Origin of the sequence: Priestia sp. FSL P4-0332, assembly GCF_038005845.1 — a bacterium.
In the GTDB taxonomy this organism is placed as follows: Bacteria; Bacillota; Bacilli; order Bacillales; family Bacillaceae_H; genus Priestia.
In genome coordinates, this window is the sequence record NZ_JBBOUA010000001.1 from 1,949,225 (window position 1) to 1,964,712 (window position 15,488).

12 protein-coding genes and 1 pseudogene are annotated in these 15,488 nt (G+C 36.3%); 11 read left to right on the top strand and 2 right to left on the bottom strand.

Annotated features, from left to right (window positions below; all coding sequences use genetic code 11):
- The 5 genes and pseudogenes from MKY06_RS09810 to MKY06_RS09830 all read left to right on the top strand — a co-directional run.
- Positions 1-237 (top strand): annotated as a pseudogene (locus MKY06_RS09810) (butanediol dehydrogenase); the annotation flags it as partial.
- Between the two features lie 127 nt (positions 238-364).
- Positions 365-574 carry a hypothetical protein gene (locus MKY06_RS09815; RefSeq protein WP_194758092.1) on the top strand — a complete coding sequence of 70 codons (210 nt, stop codon included), beginning with the start codon at positions 365-367 and terminating at the stop codon, positions 572-574.
- A gap of 119 nt (positions 575-693) precedes the next feature.
- Positions 694-1,908 (top strand): cystathionine gamma-synthase family protein, encoded by a 1,215-nt coding sequence (locus MKY06_RS09820; RefSeq protein ID WP_098449292.1) that lies wholly within the window; start codon positions 694-696, stop codon positions 1,906-1,908.
- A 232-nt stretch (positions 1,909-2,140) separates the two neighbouring features.
- A complete protein-coding gene (locus MKY06_RS09825; protein ID WP_029321230.1) occupies positions 2,141-2,713 on the top strand; it encodes an HTH-type transcriptional regulator Hpr in 573 nt (190 codons plus the stop codon).
- A 335-nt stretch (positions 2,714-3,048) separates the two neighbouring features.
- Positions 3,049-3,201, top strand: coding sequence for a DUF3231 family protein (locus MKY06_RS09830; RefSeq protein WP_223268948.1), 153 nt, complete (start codon positions 3,049-3,051; stop codon positions 3,199-3,201).
- Between the two features lie 70 nt (positions 3,202-3,271).
- Here the strand turns inward: MKY06_RS09830 and garD are convergent, their stop codons facing one another.
- The gene (gene garD / locus MKY06_RS09835) at positions 3,272-4,807 is read right to left on the bottom strand and encodes a galactarate dehydratase (protein ID WP_340960626.1); all 1,536 of its coding nucleotides are present in this window, start codon (positions 4,805-4,807) and stop codon (positions 3,272-3,274) included.
- Positions 4,808-5,020: 213 nt separating this feature from the next.
- On the opposite strand from garD, the gene MKY06_RS09840 reads away from it, so the two are divergent.
- The 6 genes from MKY06_RS09840 (at position 5,021) to MKY06_RS09865 (ending at position 13,361) form a co-directional block, all read left to right on the top strand.
- Positions 5,021-6,940, top strand: coding sequence for a sigma-54-dependent Fis family transcriptional regulator (locus tag MKY06_RS09840; protein ID WP_053487184.1), 1,920 nt, complete (start codon positions 5,021-5,023; stop codon positions 6,938-6,940).
- A 156-nt stretch (positions 6,941-7,096) separates the two neighbouring features.
- Entirely contained in the window at positions 7,097-8,029 is a 933-nt protein-coding gene (gene kdgD, locus MKY06_RS09845) for a 5-dehydro-4-deoxyglucarate dehydratase (protein ID WP_041816538.1), read from the top strand.
- 39 nt (positions 8,030-8,068) lie between these two features.
- Positions 8,069-9,535, top strand: coding sequence for an alpha-ketoglutaric semialdehyde dehydrogenase GucD (gene gucD, locus MKY06_RS09850; protein ID WP_098287412.1), 1,467 nt, complete (start codon positions 8,069-8,071; stop codon positions 9,533-9,535).
- Between the two features lie 119 nt (positions 9,536-9,654).
- Entirely contained in the window at positions 9,655-11,028 is a 1,374-nt protein-coding gene (locus MKY06_RS09855; protein WP_098278135.1) for an MFS transporter, read from the top strand.
- Between the two features lie 35 nt (positions 11,029-11,063).
- Positions 11,064-12,437, top strand: coding sequence for a glucarate dehydratase (gene gudD / locus MKY06_RS09860; protein WP_098287413.1), 1,374 nt, complete (start codon positions 11,064-11,066; stop codon positions 12,435-12,437).
- A 219-nt stretch (positions 12,438-12,656) separates the two neighbouring features.
- Positions 12,657-13,361 carry a FadR/GntR family transcriptional regulator gene (locus tag MKY06_RS09865; protein ID WP_013056598.1) on the top strand — a complete coding sequence of 235 codons (705 nt, stop codon included), beginning with the start codon at positions 12,657-12,659 and terminating at the stop codon, positions 13,359-13,361.
- Between the two features lie 574 nt (positions 13,362-13,935).
- Here MKY06_RS09865 and MKY06_RS09870 read toward each other — a convergent pair.
- Positions 13,936-15,075, bottom strand: a complete 1,140-nt coding sequence (locus tag MKY06_RS09870; protein WP_029321232.1) for a hypothetical protein — start codon at positions 15,073-15,075, stop codon at positions 13,936-13,938.
- Positions 15,076-15,488 lie beyond the last annotated feature (413 nt).

The following is a 15,488-nucleotide window of genomic DNA, read 5'->3' on the forward strand; positions in this document are numbered from 1 at the left end:
TTTGAAAAAGAAGCGTCCATTCATCCCCAAACAATCGTTTTACAAGAGCGTACAGTAACAGGTATTATTGGCTACCGCGATGTATTTCCAGCGGTTATTAGTTTAATGGCAAAAGGCTATTTTTCTGCTGATAAACTGGTGACAAAACGTATCAAGCTAGAGAATGTAATTGAAGAAGGTTTTGAGACATTGTTAAAAGAAAAAGAACAGGTGAAAATTTTGGTGAAAGCTGAATAAAAAAAGAGGGTGGGACAAAAGTATTTTAGACGAAGTAAAAAATGAACCATTGATCAAGATTTTTGATTAGTGGTTCATTTTTTGTTAGGGTGAACGTAGGTTCGATTTGTTTAGGTCCTTCTAGCAGTTGATTGGAGGGCAAGACGAAGACTCCTGCGGGAAAAGCGGAACAGGTGAGACCCCACAGGAGCGTATGCGACGAGGAGGCTCAGCGGCCGCCCGCGGAAAGCGAAGTCTTGCACGGAAATCAACTGACGTGTCACAAGCGGTTCAGCTCATGTATCCTATTTGTTCGTCTTTAGATTGGATTCATTTCGTTATGTCTCAACCTCTTTAAATTTAATAAGGTAAGTATGGTTATTTTATTATCAGATTATTCTGTACTATATACAGTATATTGTATACAATATATAATCTAATCATTATCTAATTAATAAAATCAGAGGTGATGAGTGAATGACAGACAAACAGTTTAGAAATGTACAAGACGGAACAAAAGCGGTATGGGCAGGAGAAAAAGAATCGCTTGCTTACAATGCTACTCAAGTTCCTGTCGTCTTCAGCGTAGCTTATAATTATGATGATGTAGACGAATGGCAAGAAGTTGCGTTAGGAAATAAACCAGGCTATACGTATAATCGCATGAGTAATCCTACGGTCAAAGCTTTTGAAGAAAAAGTAAGGATACTTGAAGAAGCAGAAGAAACGGTCGCATTTTCCTCCGGTATGGCGGCTATTAGCAGCACATTATACACGTTTTTAAAACCTGGAGACCGCGTAGTATCGGTAAAAGATACATATGGAGGAACAAATAAAATCTTCACTGAGTTCCTTCCTAACATCGGAGTTGATGTAACCTTATGTAATACGGGAAATCATGAAGAAATTGAAGCGGAAGTAAATAAAGGATGTAAAGTGCTATATCTAGAGTCACCTACAAATCCTACGATGAAAATTATTGATATTGAAAGAATAGCAAAAGCAGGAAAATCTGCAGGGGCAGTCGTCATTATTGATAATACGTTTGCGACACCCATTAATCAAAACCCTCTTCAATTAGGGGTAGATCTTGTCATTCACAGCGCAACAAAATTTTTAAGCGGACATGCGGATGCCTTAGGAGGGGCAGTATGCGGCTCTAAAGAATTAATGCAGCAAGTGTATCACTACCGTGAGATCAATGGCGCGACCATGGATCCCATGTCAGCGTATCTTATTTTAAGAGGAATGAAAACGTTAAAATTACGTATACGTCAACAAGAACGAAGCGCTTTGGAAATTGCTAAATTTCTTCAAAAGAAAGAAGCTGTTGAAGCCGTCTATTATCCTGGATTGGAAACACACCCTCATCATCATATTGCCAAAAAACAAATGAAAGGCTTTGGCGGAATATTAAGCTTTGTTTTAAAAGGAGAAATGGAAGCTATTAAAATTTTGCTGCCAAAGTTAACGTATGCAAATAAAGCCGGCAATTTAGGAGCGGTTGAAACGATTTATGGACCAGCAAGAACGACTAGTCACGTAGAATGTACGCTTGAAGAACGTAAAGCCCTTGGAATATCTGAAGGACTGGTTCGCATATCTGTTGGAATTGAAGATACGGAAGATTTAATTGCAGACTTAGAACAAGCATTTGCTCACTTAGAATCCGCATCATCTATTAGTAATTAAAAAGACGCGTATTACTTTTTTTAATAAAAATAAAGTAAGTACCTCTTTTTAGTTGGTAGACACTTCTTCAGAATTGTAGAAATTTTGTGGAATAAAGCTGATAAATTAAACTGTACGTGTATTTTTTCGTCTGATTTTGTAGGTATACTGATAAATTAGATGAAATAAAAATGTTTTTACGCGTTTTAAAAATAAACTAACTTACAACAGCCTACAAATAAGGAATGATAGTATGTCGAAACAAGAAAGTGAATACACAATAAAAGATGCATCATTGTTTGGATTAAAATTAATGCAGGTAAGTAAAGCCATCTGGAGAGCTGCGGAAGATGACTGGGAGCAATGGGTGAAACCTTATGGACTAAACGTAAATGAGCATCATATTTTATGTTTAGCTAGTAACACGGGAGAAATCTCTATGTCAGAGTTAGCTAATTTAGGAGCTATGCATATCTCTACAGCGTTTAATTTTTCGAAAAAATTAGAAAATCAAGGATACCTGCATTTGTCCAAAAGAGAAGATGATAAAAGAAACACCTACATCAAATTGACTGAAAGCGGAGAACAATTATTGCTTGATACGCTCAAAGGGTATGAACCACATAACAGTAAGATATGTAAAGGTGCACTTCCTTTAAAAACGTTATACGGCAAATTTCCCGCTTTTCCAGAGCTAGTAACCGTTGTTCGCCATGTTTGCGGCGGCGAGCTTGTGACCGTTGCTGATCAACCTTTTGTGAATATAGAAGAAGCGGGAATAGAAGAAAATGAAGAAAAGAAAGAAGTCCAGCTAACTAGTAATTGAACGTAGTGAATAATATGCAGACAATAGGGCTTCATGAAAACAAGTGAATAACAGGCCGAGCTGTTTTATACGTGAGAAATACGACGTATAAAACAGCTCTTTTTTATTTTTGGAATAATGATTCTCAATTATATTATGAGAAATTTAGGATAAGCTACCAGTAGTAAATTTCCCGGAAAGAAGGAGTGGTTGCCGTGAATAGGTCTGACTGTAGATTAAAATGCTTAAGCCTGCATATCTCACCTGAGATTCTTAACTCTTCCAACAAAGGGCAAAAGTTGAGGAATAGATAAGATAGAAAAGACCAACCTAAGAACAAATCGAATTAGGAGATTATAGATGGAAGGCATGATCTAGCGCTTTTATACGGAAAATCAATGACAAACATCTCAAAGTTTGTAAAGGAGGCCGCGGATATTATGATGGAAAACGGCTGGATGGAAACACCGCCAGAAGCAGTAGACAGAGGTCATTTAAACTCCAATTAGTTATACAACTTGTCATAAAGTAACGAGAACCTGTTTAGAAACAGCGCAAGCGCAGGTTCTCGTTATCTTGTTAAGTTAAGGGAGCAGGGTTAAACAGACATAAATCATTATGCAACCCCCAATAATCACTCCATGTTTTCTTATGGCCGCTTGCAATTTCTATAATTAAGTGAAAGAGCTCCCAACCAACCTCCTCAATGGTTGCTTCTCCTTGTGCTATTCTTCCCGCATCTAAATCTATTAAATCATGCCATTGCTCAGTTAATGAACTTCTAGTAGATACTTTAAGAACAGGTGCCATTGCCAGGCCATATGGAGTTCCTCTCCCTGTTGTGAAAATATGCATGTTCATTCCAGAAGCTAACTGTAATGTTCCGCATACAAAATCACTCGCCGGAGTTGCTGCATAGATTAAGCCTTTTTTAGTCGGTTTTTCTCCAGGCGATAAAACTTCGACAATTGGAGTTGTTCCCGCTTTAGCTATGGAGCCAAGTGCTTTTTCTACTACGTTTACAAGTCCGCCTTTTTTATTTCCAGGTGAAGGATTTGCACTTCTATCTGCTTCGCCTCTTTTTAAATATTGATCATACCACTTCATTTCTTTAATCAGGGATTGACCAACTTCTTTATTAATTGTTCGTGGCGTTAACAAATGAATAGCATCTCGAACTTCAGTAACTTCAGAAAATAAAACAGTAGCGCCTGCTCTTACTAGTAAATCTGCCGCATATCCAACTGCTGGATTGGCAGTAACACCGGAAAAGGCATCGCTTCCTCCACATTGTAAACCTACCGTTAAATCAGACACAGGGCAGGTTACACGCGTCCGGCTATTTAGTTTAATTAATTTTTCTTCTGTCATCTCTATAATCGCAGCAATCATTTGCTTAAAACCCGCCTGGTCCTGCAAACGTGTTATATTTCCTGAAATCTCTTGTGGACTCAAACGTTCAGGAAGCAGCTTTTCACACCCTAAGCCAACTACTAGAACTTCACCGCCGAAATTTGGATGAATAGAAAGATTTTGTAATGTACGAATCGGAATGATGGCGTCCGGTGCATTAATGGCAACTCCGCAGCCATAATTATGAGTTAAAGCTACTACATCATCTACATTTGGATAAGAAGGAAGAAGTTCTGTTTTGATTTTTTTAACCGCATAATCAAGTACTCCTACTACACATTGAACACTTGTCGTAATCCCAAGTATATTTTTTGTGCCAACACTTCCATTTGTATTTTTGTAACCTTCAAATGTGTATCCTTCTAAAGGAGATAAAGGGGCAGAAACTTTAGTTGCCAAAGGCAGCTTTTCTAAAATAGGGGGATCAGGTAGGGTAACATATGATTCTTTTACCCAAGTTCCTTGAGAAATCGCTGAGGAAGCAGCTCCGATAACTTCTCCATAGCGAATAATTTTGTCACCTTTCTCAAAGTTTTTTAATGAAACTTTATGTCCTTGAGGGATATATTCTTTTAGCTCTAAACCAGATGGAAACACAGTTCCTTTCGATAATCCTTTTGAATTTACAATCGTAGCAACATTATCGTTTTCATTTACTTTGATATAAAGGGGTTTTTCTGTTTGATTGATTTGCAAAGACATGATTTATCTCTCCTTAATCGTTTTTAGTTTCTTTCTAAACATGTTCATTTTTATTTATTGCAATAAGCATGCCAAGTGTTTTAACGAGTAAAAAAGCCTTTGTACCGAAGAAAAGTGATGAAATATACAACAATTGTTGTACATAAAGCAACAATTGTTGTACCAATACGTTATAATAACTAGAATATTCTAACTAATCAGGAGGAAAAGAATATGTCAAAAATTGCTTTTATTGCCCCAGATAAACAGCTGTTTTTACAAGGAAAAAGAGTAATTCAAGAGTTAGGGTTGCAAGGAGAGGTTGAAATCTACCTTGCAAGGTTAAGCCGCGCCGTAAAACTCGCCAATAAATTAGAATCCAGCTGTGATGTTATCGTTTGCAGAGGAGGGACTGCAAGGTTAATTACTGATTCTGTAATTGGAATTCCTCTAGTCGAAATTCCAATTACAGGACAAGATTTAGCTCAAGCCTTTTATAAAAGCAAGCAGGTAACAAACTTAGAAAATCCTAAAGTGGCCATGCTCGCATTTCAGAATATGAAAAATGATGTGGAAATTTTAGCAGATATTTTGGGTATCAACCTTTCTATTTATCTTCTTGATTCAGTTGAAGATATTCCGACTTATATTGAGCAACTTTCCTCAGGAGAAACAGATATTGTTATTGGAGGAATGAAAACAACAACTTTATCACTTAGAAAAGGCTTTAAGGCAATTTCTATTGAATCTGGAAATTCTGCCGTTCGGACAGCGCTTTTAGAAGCTAAAAAGATTTCTTTAGGAAGAAAAATTGAAAAAGAGCGTTCCCAAACAGTTAAAGCCCTTATTGATTATTCTATACAAGGAATTATTAGTATTAATCGAAATAAAAAAGTAGAAGTATTTAATCATGCTGCTGAGCACTTGCTAGAATTAAAAAGGCAAGAAGTGCTAGGGAAGCAGATTGATGCTGTTATGCCCTTTTTACCTATTAAAAATTATTTTGGAGGAGAAGAGCATTTAGGTATAATCAAAAAAATCAAAAACAAAAGTTTAATATTTAATATTGCTCCAATTAAAGTGGAGAAAGACATTATCGGAGCAATGATAACTTTTCAGGATATTACAAGTATTCAAGAAATGGAAGCTAAAATTAGAGGGGAAGTACTGTCAAGAAAGTTTGAAACACGCTACACATTTTCTGATATTTTAGGGCATTCTAAGGAAATTTGTGAAGCTAAACGGATTGGACAGACAGTGTCTTCTGTAGATGCAACCGTTTTAATTTTTGGTGAGTCCGGCACCGGGAAAGAATTATTTGCTCAGAGTATTCATGCAGAAAGTTTGCGGAAAAACGGTCCTTTTGTTGCTGTTAATTGTGCAGCTATTCCGCCTAATTTACTGGAAAGTGAGTTATTTGGATATGTAGAAGGGGCCTTTACCGGAGCGACAAGGAAAGGAAAGCAAGGTTTGTTTGAAATGGCGCACCGAGGAACGATTTTTCTGGATGAAATCTCGGAGATGGATACATATGGACAATCCCGCTTACTTAGAGTTTTACAAGAAAAACAGGTTATGCGCTTAGGTGATAATAAATATATTCCTGTAGATGTAAGAGTTATTGCAGCAACGAACAAAAATTTATTAAAAGTCGTAGAAAAAGGCAAATTTCGAGAGGATTTACTTTACAGGCTTAAGGTCTTAACTATAAATATTCCACCGCTCCGTAAAAGAAAAAGTGATATTCGTTACCTTGCTCAGCATTTTTTAGTCTATTATACGAATCTCTATCAAAAGAAAAATATAGAGATTACAGAAAAAGCTTATTCACAATTAACTACCTATAAATGGAAAGGAAATGTAAGAGAATTGATGCATTTTATTGAAAGGTTAGTAGTGATCAGTAAAAATAATGTAGTTTCGGATCAGGATATGAAAGAGCAGCTAAACGAAAATGCTTTTGAAACAAATTACATCGGTGAAGAAGCAGAAACCACCAATCATCTTCAATCTGAAAAAGAGCAAATTTTACTTGCTTTAACAGAAACTCATTCCAATATATCTCAAGCAGCTAAATTGTTAGGAATTGATCGAAGTACACTTTACCGTAAGTTGAGAAACTATGAAATTGAAATAAAAAAGGCGTATAAATAGAAACGAAAAACACCTCTTTCTTAGAGGTGTTTTTCGTTTCTATTTTAAAATTTTTTATTTAATAATTTAAGATTATTTATTTTATTGACAAACAATTTAATTTGTCTTACAATAAAAATGTAAAAATTATCTGAAAATTTATAGGAGGATATGCATGTGAATATGAATAGAAAAGCACCTACAGGAATTTTAGGTTTTCCCGTCGCTCCCCTTAATAACCAAGGAAAATTAGATGAAAAAGCTTTAGAAGCAAATATTCAATTTTTATTAGACGAAGGGTTAGAGGCTATCTTCATCGCTTGCGGTTCAGGAGAATTTCAATCCTTAAATACAAAAGAATATACAGCAATGTTAGAAGTAGCTATATCTGTCGTCAACAGAAAAGTTCCCGTTTACACAGGTGTGGGCGGTAATCTTTCTACAGCTTTAGAATGGGCTCGTATTTCAGAGGAAAAACAGGCAGACGGCTATTTAATTTTACCTCCATACTTAATTGAAGGAGAACAAGAGGGCCTTTACAACTATCTAAAAGCAATCATTGAGCATACAAATTTAAACGCAATTGTTTATCAAAGAGACAATGCTATTTTACAGTTGCCAACTTTAGAAAAACTTACAGAATTAAACCAACTAGTAGGATTAAAAGACGGATATGGAAATATGGAATTAAATATAGAATTAACCCAGTCTTTAAGAAAACGACTAGGCTGGCTAAACGGAATGCCGATGGCTGAAGTAACGATGCCAGCATACGCTCCAATTGGATTTAATTCTTATTCTTCAGCAATCTCTAACTATGTCCCGCACATATCAAGAATGTTTTACAACGCTTTATTAAGTCACGATCAAGAGTTACTAAGTGAACTCTACCAAAATATAATTCTTCCAATTAACGATATTCGCAAGCAAAAAAAAGGATATGCTGTTTCATTGATTAAAGCAGGGATGGAAATTATAGGTTTACCTGTTACAGATAGAGTAAGGCCTCCTATTGTTTCAGTAGATAAAGAACATTACGCACAGCTTGAAAAGATTTTAACACAAGCATTTGATCAATATCCTAAATCCTCTAAACAAGTTTTATCTTAATTAATAAAATGTAAACGCTTTATAAAAAGGAGAGTTCATATGACAATTAGTGTTCAAGACAAACAATACTTAAATTTTATTAACGGAAAAGGTGTTCCATCATCGTCTCAAGAGATGATGGAGAGTCTAAACCCAGCCAATAAGAAAGAGGCTGTAGGATATGTACAAAAATCAACTCTTGAAGATTTAAATCTAGCGATAAAAGCAGCTAAACAAGCTCAAGAAAAATGGAAGCGCTTGTCAGGCGCAGCTCGCGGACAGTACCTTCACAAAGCTGCGGATATTATGGAAAATAGACTAGATGAAATTGCGGAATGTGCTACACGTGAAATGGGAAAAACCTTGGCTGAAACAAAAGGAGAAACAGCTCGCGGAATAGCTATTCTTCGATACTATGCAGGGGAAGGTATGAGAAAAATGGGAGATGTAATTCCTTCTACCGATGCTGAAGCATTGATGTTTACATCTCGAGTACCGTTAGGCGTTGTTGGAGTTATCACCCCATGGAACTTTCCTATTGCTATTCCTATATGGAAAATAGCTCCGGCACTTGTTTACGGAAATACTGTCATAATTAAGCCAGCTACTGAAACAGCTATTACGTGCGCTAAGATTATCGAATGTTTTGAAGAAGCAGAAATTCCAGCGGGTGTAGTAAATATGATTACGGGCTCTGGATCAATCATTGGTCAAGCTATTGCTGAACATCCAGAAATTAATGCGATTACATTTACAGGATCCGATCGAGTAGGCAAACAAATTGGTCAACAGGCTTTCGTTCGAGGAGCTAAATATCAGTTAGAAATGGGGGGGAAGAACCCGGTAATTGTAGCGGCGGATGCAGATTTAGATTTAGCAGTAGAAGGTACGATCAGCGGTGCATTCCGTTCCACAGGTCAAAAATGTACTGCGACTAGTCGGGTAATTGTTCAGCATGAGGTATATGAAAAATTCAAACAAAAACTATTAGCAAAAACGAAGGAAATTACCGTTGGAGAAGGGTTAAACGAAGACACGTGGATGGGACCATGTGCAAGCGAAAATCAGTTACAGACCGTATTGTCATATATTGAAAAAGGAAAAAGTGAAGGTGCAACTCTTTTATACGGAGGACGTCAGTTGACTGACGGGGAATATGAAAATGGATTTTACGTAGAACCTACTATTTTTGAAAACGTAGAATCGCATATGACGATATCACAAGAAGAAATTTTTGGCCCCGTAATAGCATTGATGAAAGTAGAATCCATCGAGGAAGCATTAGCACTAGCTAACGATGTTCAATATGGGCTAAGTGCTTCTATTTTCACTACAAATATTTCTCATATGCTTTCTTTTATTAATGAAATGGATGCTGGGCTTATTCGAATTAACTCGGAAAGCGCAGGCGTTGAACTTCAGGCACCTTTTGGAGGCATGAAACAATCAAGTTCTCACTCTAGAGAACAAGGGGAGGCTGCTAAAGAATTTTTCACAGCTATTAAAACTGTTTTTATAAAAAGTTAAATACCTTTATTGTATTATGAACCTTTTACTCTCTTAAAAAGGAGGAAAATTCCTCCTTTTTAAGAGAGATAAACATAGGAAAAGAACAAAACAATAAGAGGGGGATGGAATAGGTGATTATGCAAGCTAAACCGAAATTGGAAGCGGGAAGCAGCAAGAAAAGCCATGTACGCTGGTTTGTCGTATTTATGCTTTTTGTTTTGACAACGATTAATTATGCAGATAGAGCGACGCTGTCCATTGTAGGAGACTCTGTTCAAAAAGAATTAGGCTTAAATTCAATTTCAATGGGGTATGTTTTTTCAGCATTTGGATGGGCTTATGTAATTGGTCAGCTTCCTGGAGGTTGGTTCTTAGACAAATTCGGATCAAAGACAATCATTGCATGCAGTGTATTTTTTTGGTCTATTTTTACCTTTTTTCAAGGATTTATCGGTTTTTTTAGTGGCGGTGCTGCTATAATTATCTTATTTACGCTTCGTTTTATGGTTGGGTTAGCTGAAGCCCCTTCTTTTCCGGGAAATAGCCGTATTGTAGCAGCCTGGTTTCCAAAATCTGAACGTGGGACAGCCTCTGCGATTTTTAATTCGGCTCAGTATTTTGCACTAGTGTTATTTTCGCCTATTATGGCATGGCTTACTCACAGGTTCGGCTGGCATTTTGTATTTATTATTATGGGTGTCTTAGGAGTAATCTTAGCTGCTGTTTGGATGAAAGTGATCTACAGTCCAAGCAAACATCCTCGCATTACAAAAGAAGAAGTAAATTACATCCAGCAGGGCGGCGGGCTCATTGATATGGATGAAAAAAAAGTAGAAACAAAGAAAAATACTGGCCCAGGATGGAATCAAATTAAACAACTTCTTAAAAGCAGAATGTTGTTAGGTGTTTATATTGGACAATATTGTATTACGACGCTCACGTATTTCTTTTTAACATGGTTTCCTGTTTATTTAGTTCAAGCACGCGGAATGTCAATTTTGGAAGCTGGATTTATTGCTTCTCTACCTGCCATATGCGGATTTTTAGGAGGGGTGTTAGGGGGAATTGTATCTGATTTCTTTTTAAAAAGAGGTCGTTCATTAACTTTTGCACGTAAGACACCTATCGTTATTGGCATGTTGCTTTCCTGTAGCATGGTTGCTTGCAATTATGTAGATGCTGAATGGATTGTTGTAGTAATTATGTCACTTGCTTTTTTTGGAAAAGGCTTTGGGGCATTAGGGTGGGCTGTTGTTGCTGACACTTCCCCTAAAGAAATAGCCGGTTTAAGCGGTGGGCTTTTTAACACATTTGGGAACGTTGCTTCTATTACAACGCCTATTATTATTGGATACATTGTCAATGCAACAGGCTCTTTTAATGGAGCATTGGTTTTTGTGGGCGCTAACGCTCTTATAGCTATTCTCTGTTATCTTCTTTTAGTAGGAGAAATTAAACGAGTAGAACTGAAGAATATCTCCTCAAAGGATGAAAGTACGCTCAATATGTAAGCGGATTCAAAAAACTTAGATCAGGAGTGAAAAGCATGAATAATTATGTTCTTACAAATAGTGAAATTCAAAACGAAAAAAAGTCGACTACGCCTCAAATTATAGATATGCAGGTTATACCAGTGGCTGGGTATGATAGTATGCTGCTTAATCTCAGCGGTGCCCATAGTCCCTTTTTCACTCGAAATATTGTTATTTTAAAAGACAGTACTGGAAGCACAGGGGTAGGAGAGGTACCTGGAGGTGAAAACATTCGTCAAACGCTTGAAGATGCGAAGACATTTGTAGTAGATCAATCAATCGGAAATTATAATAACATCTTAAATACAGTACGTAAAAAATTTGGAGATCGAGATATGGCAGGACGAGGACTTCAAACATTCGATTTACGGACGACCATTCATGCCGTTACTGCACTGGAAGCAGCTTTATTAGATTTAGTAGGGAAATTTCTTAATGTACCAGTTGCAGCATTATTAGGAGAAGGCCAGCAAAGGGAACATGTTGAAATGCTAGGTTATTTATTTTATATTGGAGATCGCAAAAAAACTGACTTGGACTATCTAAGTGGTGAAAATGAAAAAGTGGAGTGGTTTCGACTTCGCCATGAAGAAGCTCTGACTCCCGAAGCAATCGTAAAACTTGCACAGGCAGCTCATCAGCAGTATGGATTTAACGATTTTAAACTAAAAGGCGGTGTTCTTAAAGGTGAGCAAGAAATAGAAGCGGTAGCAGCATTAGCTGAAAACTTCCCTGAAGCTCGAATTACCTTAGATCCTAACGGGGCTTGGTCTTTGGAAGAAGCTATTCAACTATGTAAAAATAAACATCATGTATTGGCCTATGCAGAAGACCCTTGCGGTAGCGAAAATGGATATTCAGCAAGAGAAACAATGGCGGAATTTCGCAGAGCAACTGGACTGCCAACTGCTACAAATATGATTGCTACAGATTGGCGTCAAATGGGTCACGCTATTCAGTTAAACGCTGTGGATATCCCTCTAGCTGATCCCCACTTTTGGACGATGCAAGGCTCGGTTCGTGTGGCTCAAATGTGTCATGAATGGGGTCTTACATGGGGATCACATTCAAATAATCATTTTGATATTTCACTGGCCATGTTCACTCATGTGGCTGCTGCCGCTCCTGGAAAAATAACGGCTATTGATACGCATTGGATTTGGCAAGATGGTCAGCGATTGACAAAAGATCCTTTTAAAATTGAGGGAGGAAGAGTAGCAGTACCTAAAAAACCAGGACTTGGCATAGAGGTGGATTTAGAACGAATCGAGCAAGCACATCAGCTATATAAGAAAATGCAATTAGGAGCACGTGATGATTCAAAAGCTATGCAGTATTTAATTAAAAATTGGAGCTTTGATAATAAACGTCCTTGTCTGATACGTTAAAAATTTTTTCAAAAATAATTACAGGGTGCTTTTAGCTCGAACAATTCTACGTCTTTGTTCGAGCTTCTGTTTTTTATAATAACGAGCAGTTTAATACATAATCCTATGTAGATAAGAAATAAGAATAGTTAAGAAGTAGTGGTTGGTAATACATAAAAAAACTCTATATGATATAATTAGTCTTACAAATAAACAATATTCAGAAAAGGGTGGATGAAGATGAGTGGTTCGACTAAAAAAGTGTCATTTGAATCCGTTAATCGTAATACGCTGGCAAAACAAGTAGTCGACCGTATTATTCAGTTATTGGTCAGCGGGCAATTAAAGCCAGGAGATAAGCTGCCAACTGAAATGGAGTTATTAGACGTACTGAATGTAAGTCGCCCTGTATTGAGAGAAGCCTTGAGTGCATTAGAAGTACTTGGTGTAATTACACGAAAAACTCGTGGAGGTACGTATTTTAATAACAAAATAGGAGCACATCCTTTTTCCGTTATGTTAGCGTTATCAATCGATAATTTACCTGCAGTAGTGGAGGCGCGCATGGCACTAGAACTGGGCCTAGTAACCATGGCGGCGGAAAAAATAAACGATGATCAATTAAGACAGTTAAAAGAAACGATCGAGGAAATAAAAAAGAGCACAGATAACAATTACGGTGCAGCGGATAAGGAATTCCATCGAATTATTGCTGTTAGCGCGGATAATCCAGTGGTAGAAGGTATGATTAATTCCCTGCTCTTCACTCATGAAAAAACAGATAGCGAAATTACCTTTAGAGAACCAGCACTTACTGTAGAACATCATACCGCTATTTATAATGCGTTAGCTAATCATGACCCCGATGATGCATTCAAGAAAATGTATCATCATCTTAAATATGTACGTGATAAAGTTCTTAAACAATATAATCCTACTAAATAAAAAAAACACACAAAGCAGATGTAAAGAATTTGTTTTGTGTGTTTTTTTATGAAGTTATACAGATACATGAAGTAAGAAAGAGCGTTTCTATTTTATGGGAGCGCTTTTTTCAGTGAGTTATATATTTTAATTTAATGTATTCGGATATATAAATGCTGTTTATTTGCTGTCCATTGTTTTATAGAAATTACTATATATTTATAAGAGATTAAAAAGACATTAAAAACATTAAAAACATTGCTAAAACTTATATGGGTAAAAGCCTTCTGCTGACTGAGGTTAAAGGGAATAAAGTAATCAAAAAAACTGCAGTTTACTACAAGAATTTTCACGAAAAAATATAGGATTTTTTTATAACAGCCATATTTTCTACGCAATAGTTCGGAAAATAACGTTTATTTATTGTGTTTTTTGTTCATTTAGTTGATTTTTTTCATGAAAACGAAAATCATTATCATTTAAAAGGGTTTATTATAGCTCACAGACATTTATATTTTAGTAAGTTAAAGAGAAAGAAAGAATGGAAGGAAAATAGAGTAGAAATGAGTAAAAAAAGGCATAACAAAAAAGAGTATTATAGAGCGTTAATTTTTGCCTGATAATACCCGTTGGCAATTTTGCGGATATACGTAAAGAAGTTTGACTCCATTTCATGCACAAGAGGGCGAAATGCATCCATACTTTCTTCTATGTAAGTTTGTTGTAGGTGACGCTGAACGGACGTTAATGATTTTTCGATTATATCTAAACCAAACTCATGTACAATGGAATGAATATCTTCCTTTTTAATTGAATAATGTCCAAAAGATTTAAAGAAATTCTTAAACTGAGCAAATGCATGCTCTCCACGGATTTTTTCGATTTCTTTTTGTTTTTTACTATCATGAGCACCAGTTAAATTAAAGCTTAAAATAAAACCATCCTTGATTTTTTCAATAATTGATTTTCTTGGCTGCTTTTCTTCTAATAATGTTTTGACACAATCATCTTTTTCTAGCACATCGATACGGAAAATTGTACTCAATTTACTAGCCATTTCTTTAATAGCAGCTTTATAGCCAATGTATTTTGGAAGAATGTGTTTTACCTCGGTATAAGATAAAAGTGCTTCTGAATCTTTCTTTACGTTTACATCAGATTCGTATACGTACAACGCACGTAAAGCCAGACGCAGCATGTTGATATTTTTAATAGCCAGCAATTGATAAATCACTTCCATCGAAACAGAAGTATAACCACCTTTTGAAGTATATGTATTGTTATCTTCATCAAGCATTTCAGGATTATATGATATGTTTTGAACATCAGCAGCTTCTTTTATATGTAAATCTAAAAAATCCTCTAAATAGTTGTTTAAAGAAACTTGAATATAGTCTCCCCATAAACGATCCCAGCGAATGATGTCATAGTCTTCTAAAAGCTTATTATTATTTTGAACGGTCCGAACGGAACATTGGATTGTATTAGCCAGTTCTTGCTCAGAAATAATTGAAATATGCCCCTGGCTGTTACATTTGGCTACGTAAGCTAAAATTTGCTTCATCAGAGAACCCGTCCACTTTATATCTACAAAGTTTTTCGCAAGACCAAATGAGTGTTTTTCATAGTAATAGCTATTGTCTCGTTTAGTGTTTCTACTTAAGCCGCTCATGGCAATCAGCAGCTTGTTTGCTACAAGGGTGTGCCGTTTTAGTGACAGCTTTTGTATACTCATGTAGTGACCTCCTTTCCAAAACTATAGACGTCGTCTTTTACAGTATAGACACAGTCATATAGGCTGTAAAATGACATATTTGCACGGGGAAATGGTGCATTTTTTAAAAAGACTAGTGATATCAAGGGACGAGACATCTATTTAAAAGGTGACATATTTGCACGGAGATGTGGAGCAAAAATAGTGTTATATTTCATAAACGTTGATAAAACAGCATTCTTAAGCTAAATGTCGTATTATGACGGATGAAATACACAAAATGCGACAAATTCAAAAAAATTTTTGATGTAAAAATGACATATTCGCACGGAGAATAGGAGCAAAAATGATAAAAGTAAAGATCCAAGCAAGGAAGTGACACATTTGCACGGAAAAAAGGGACAAAAAAAAGAAAATTGCCCTTTTTGAGACAC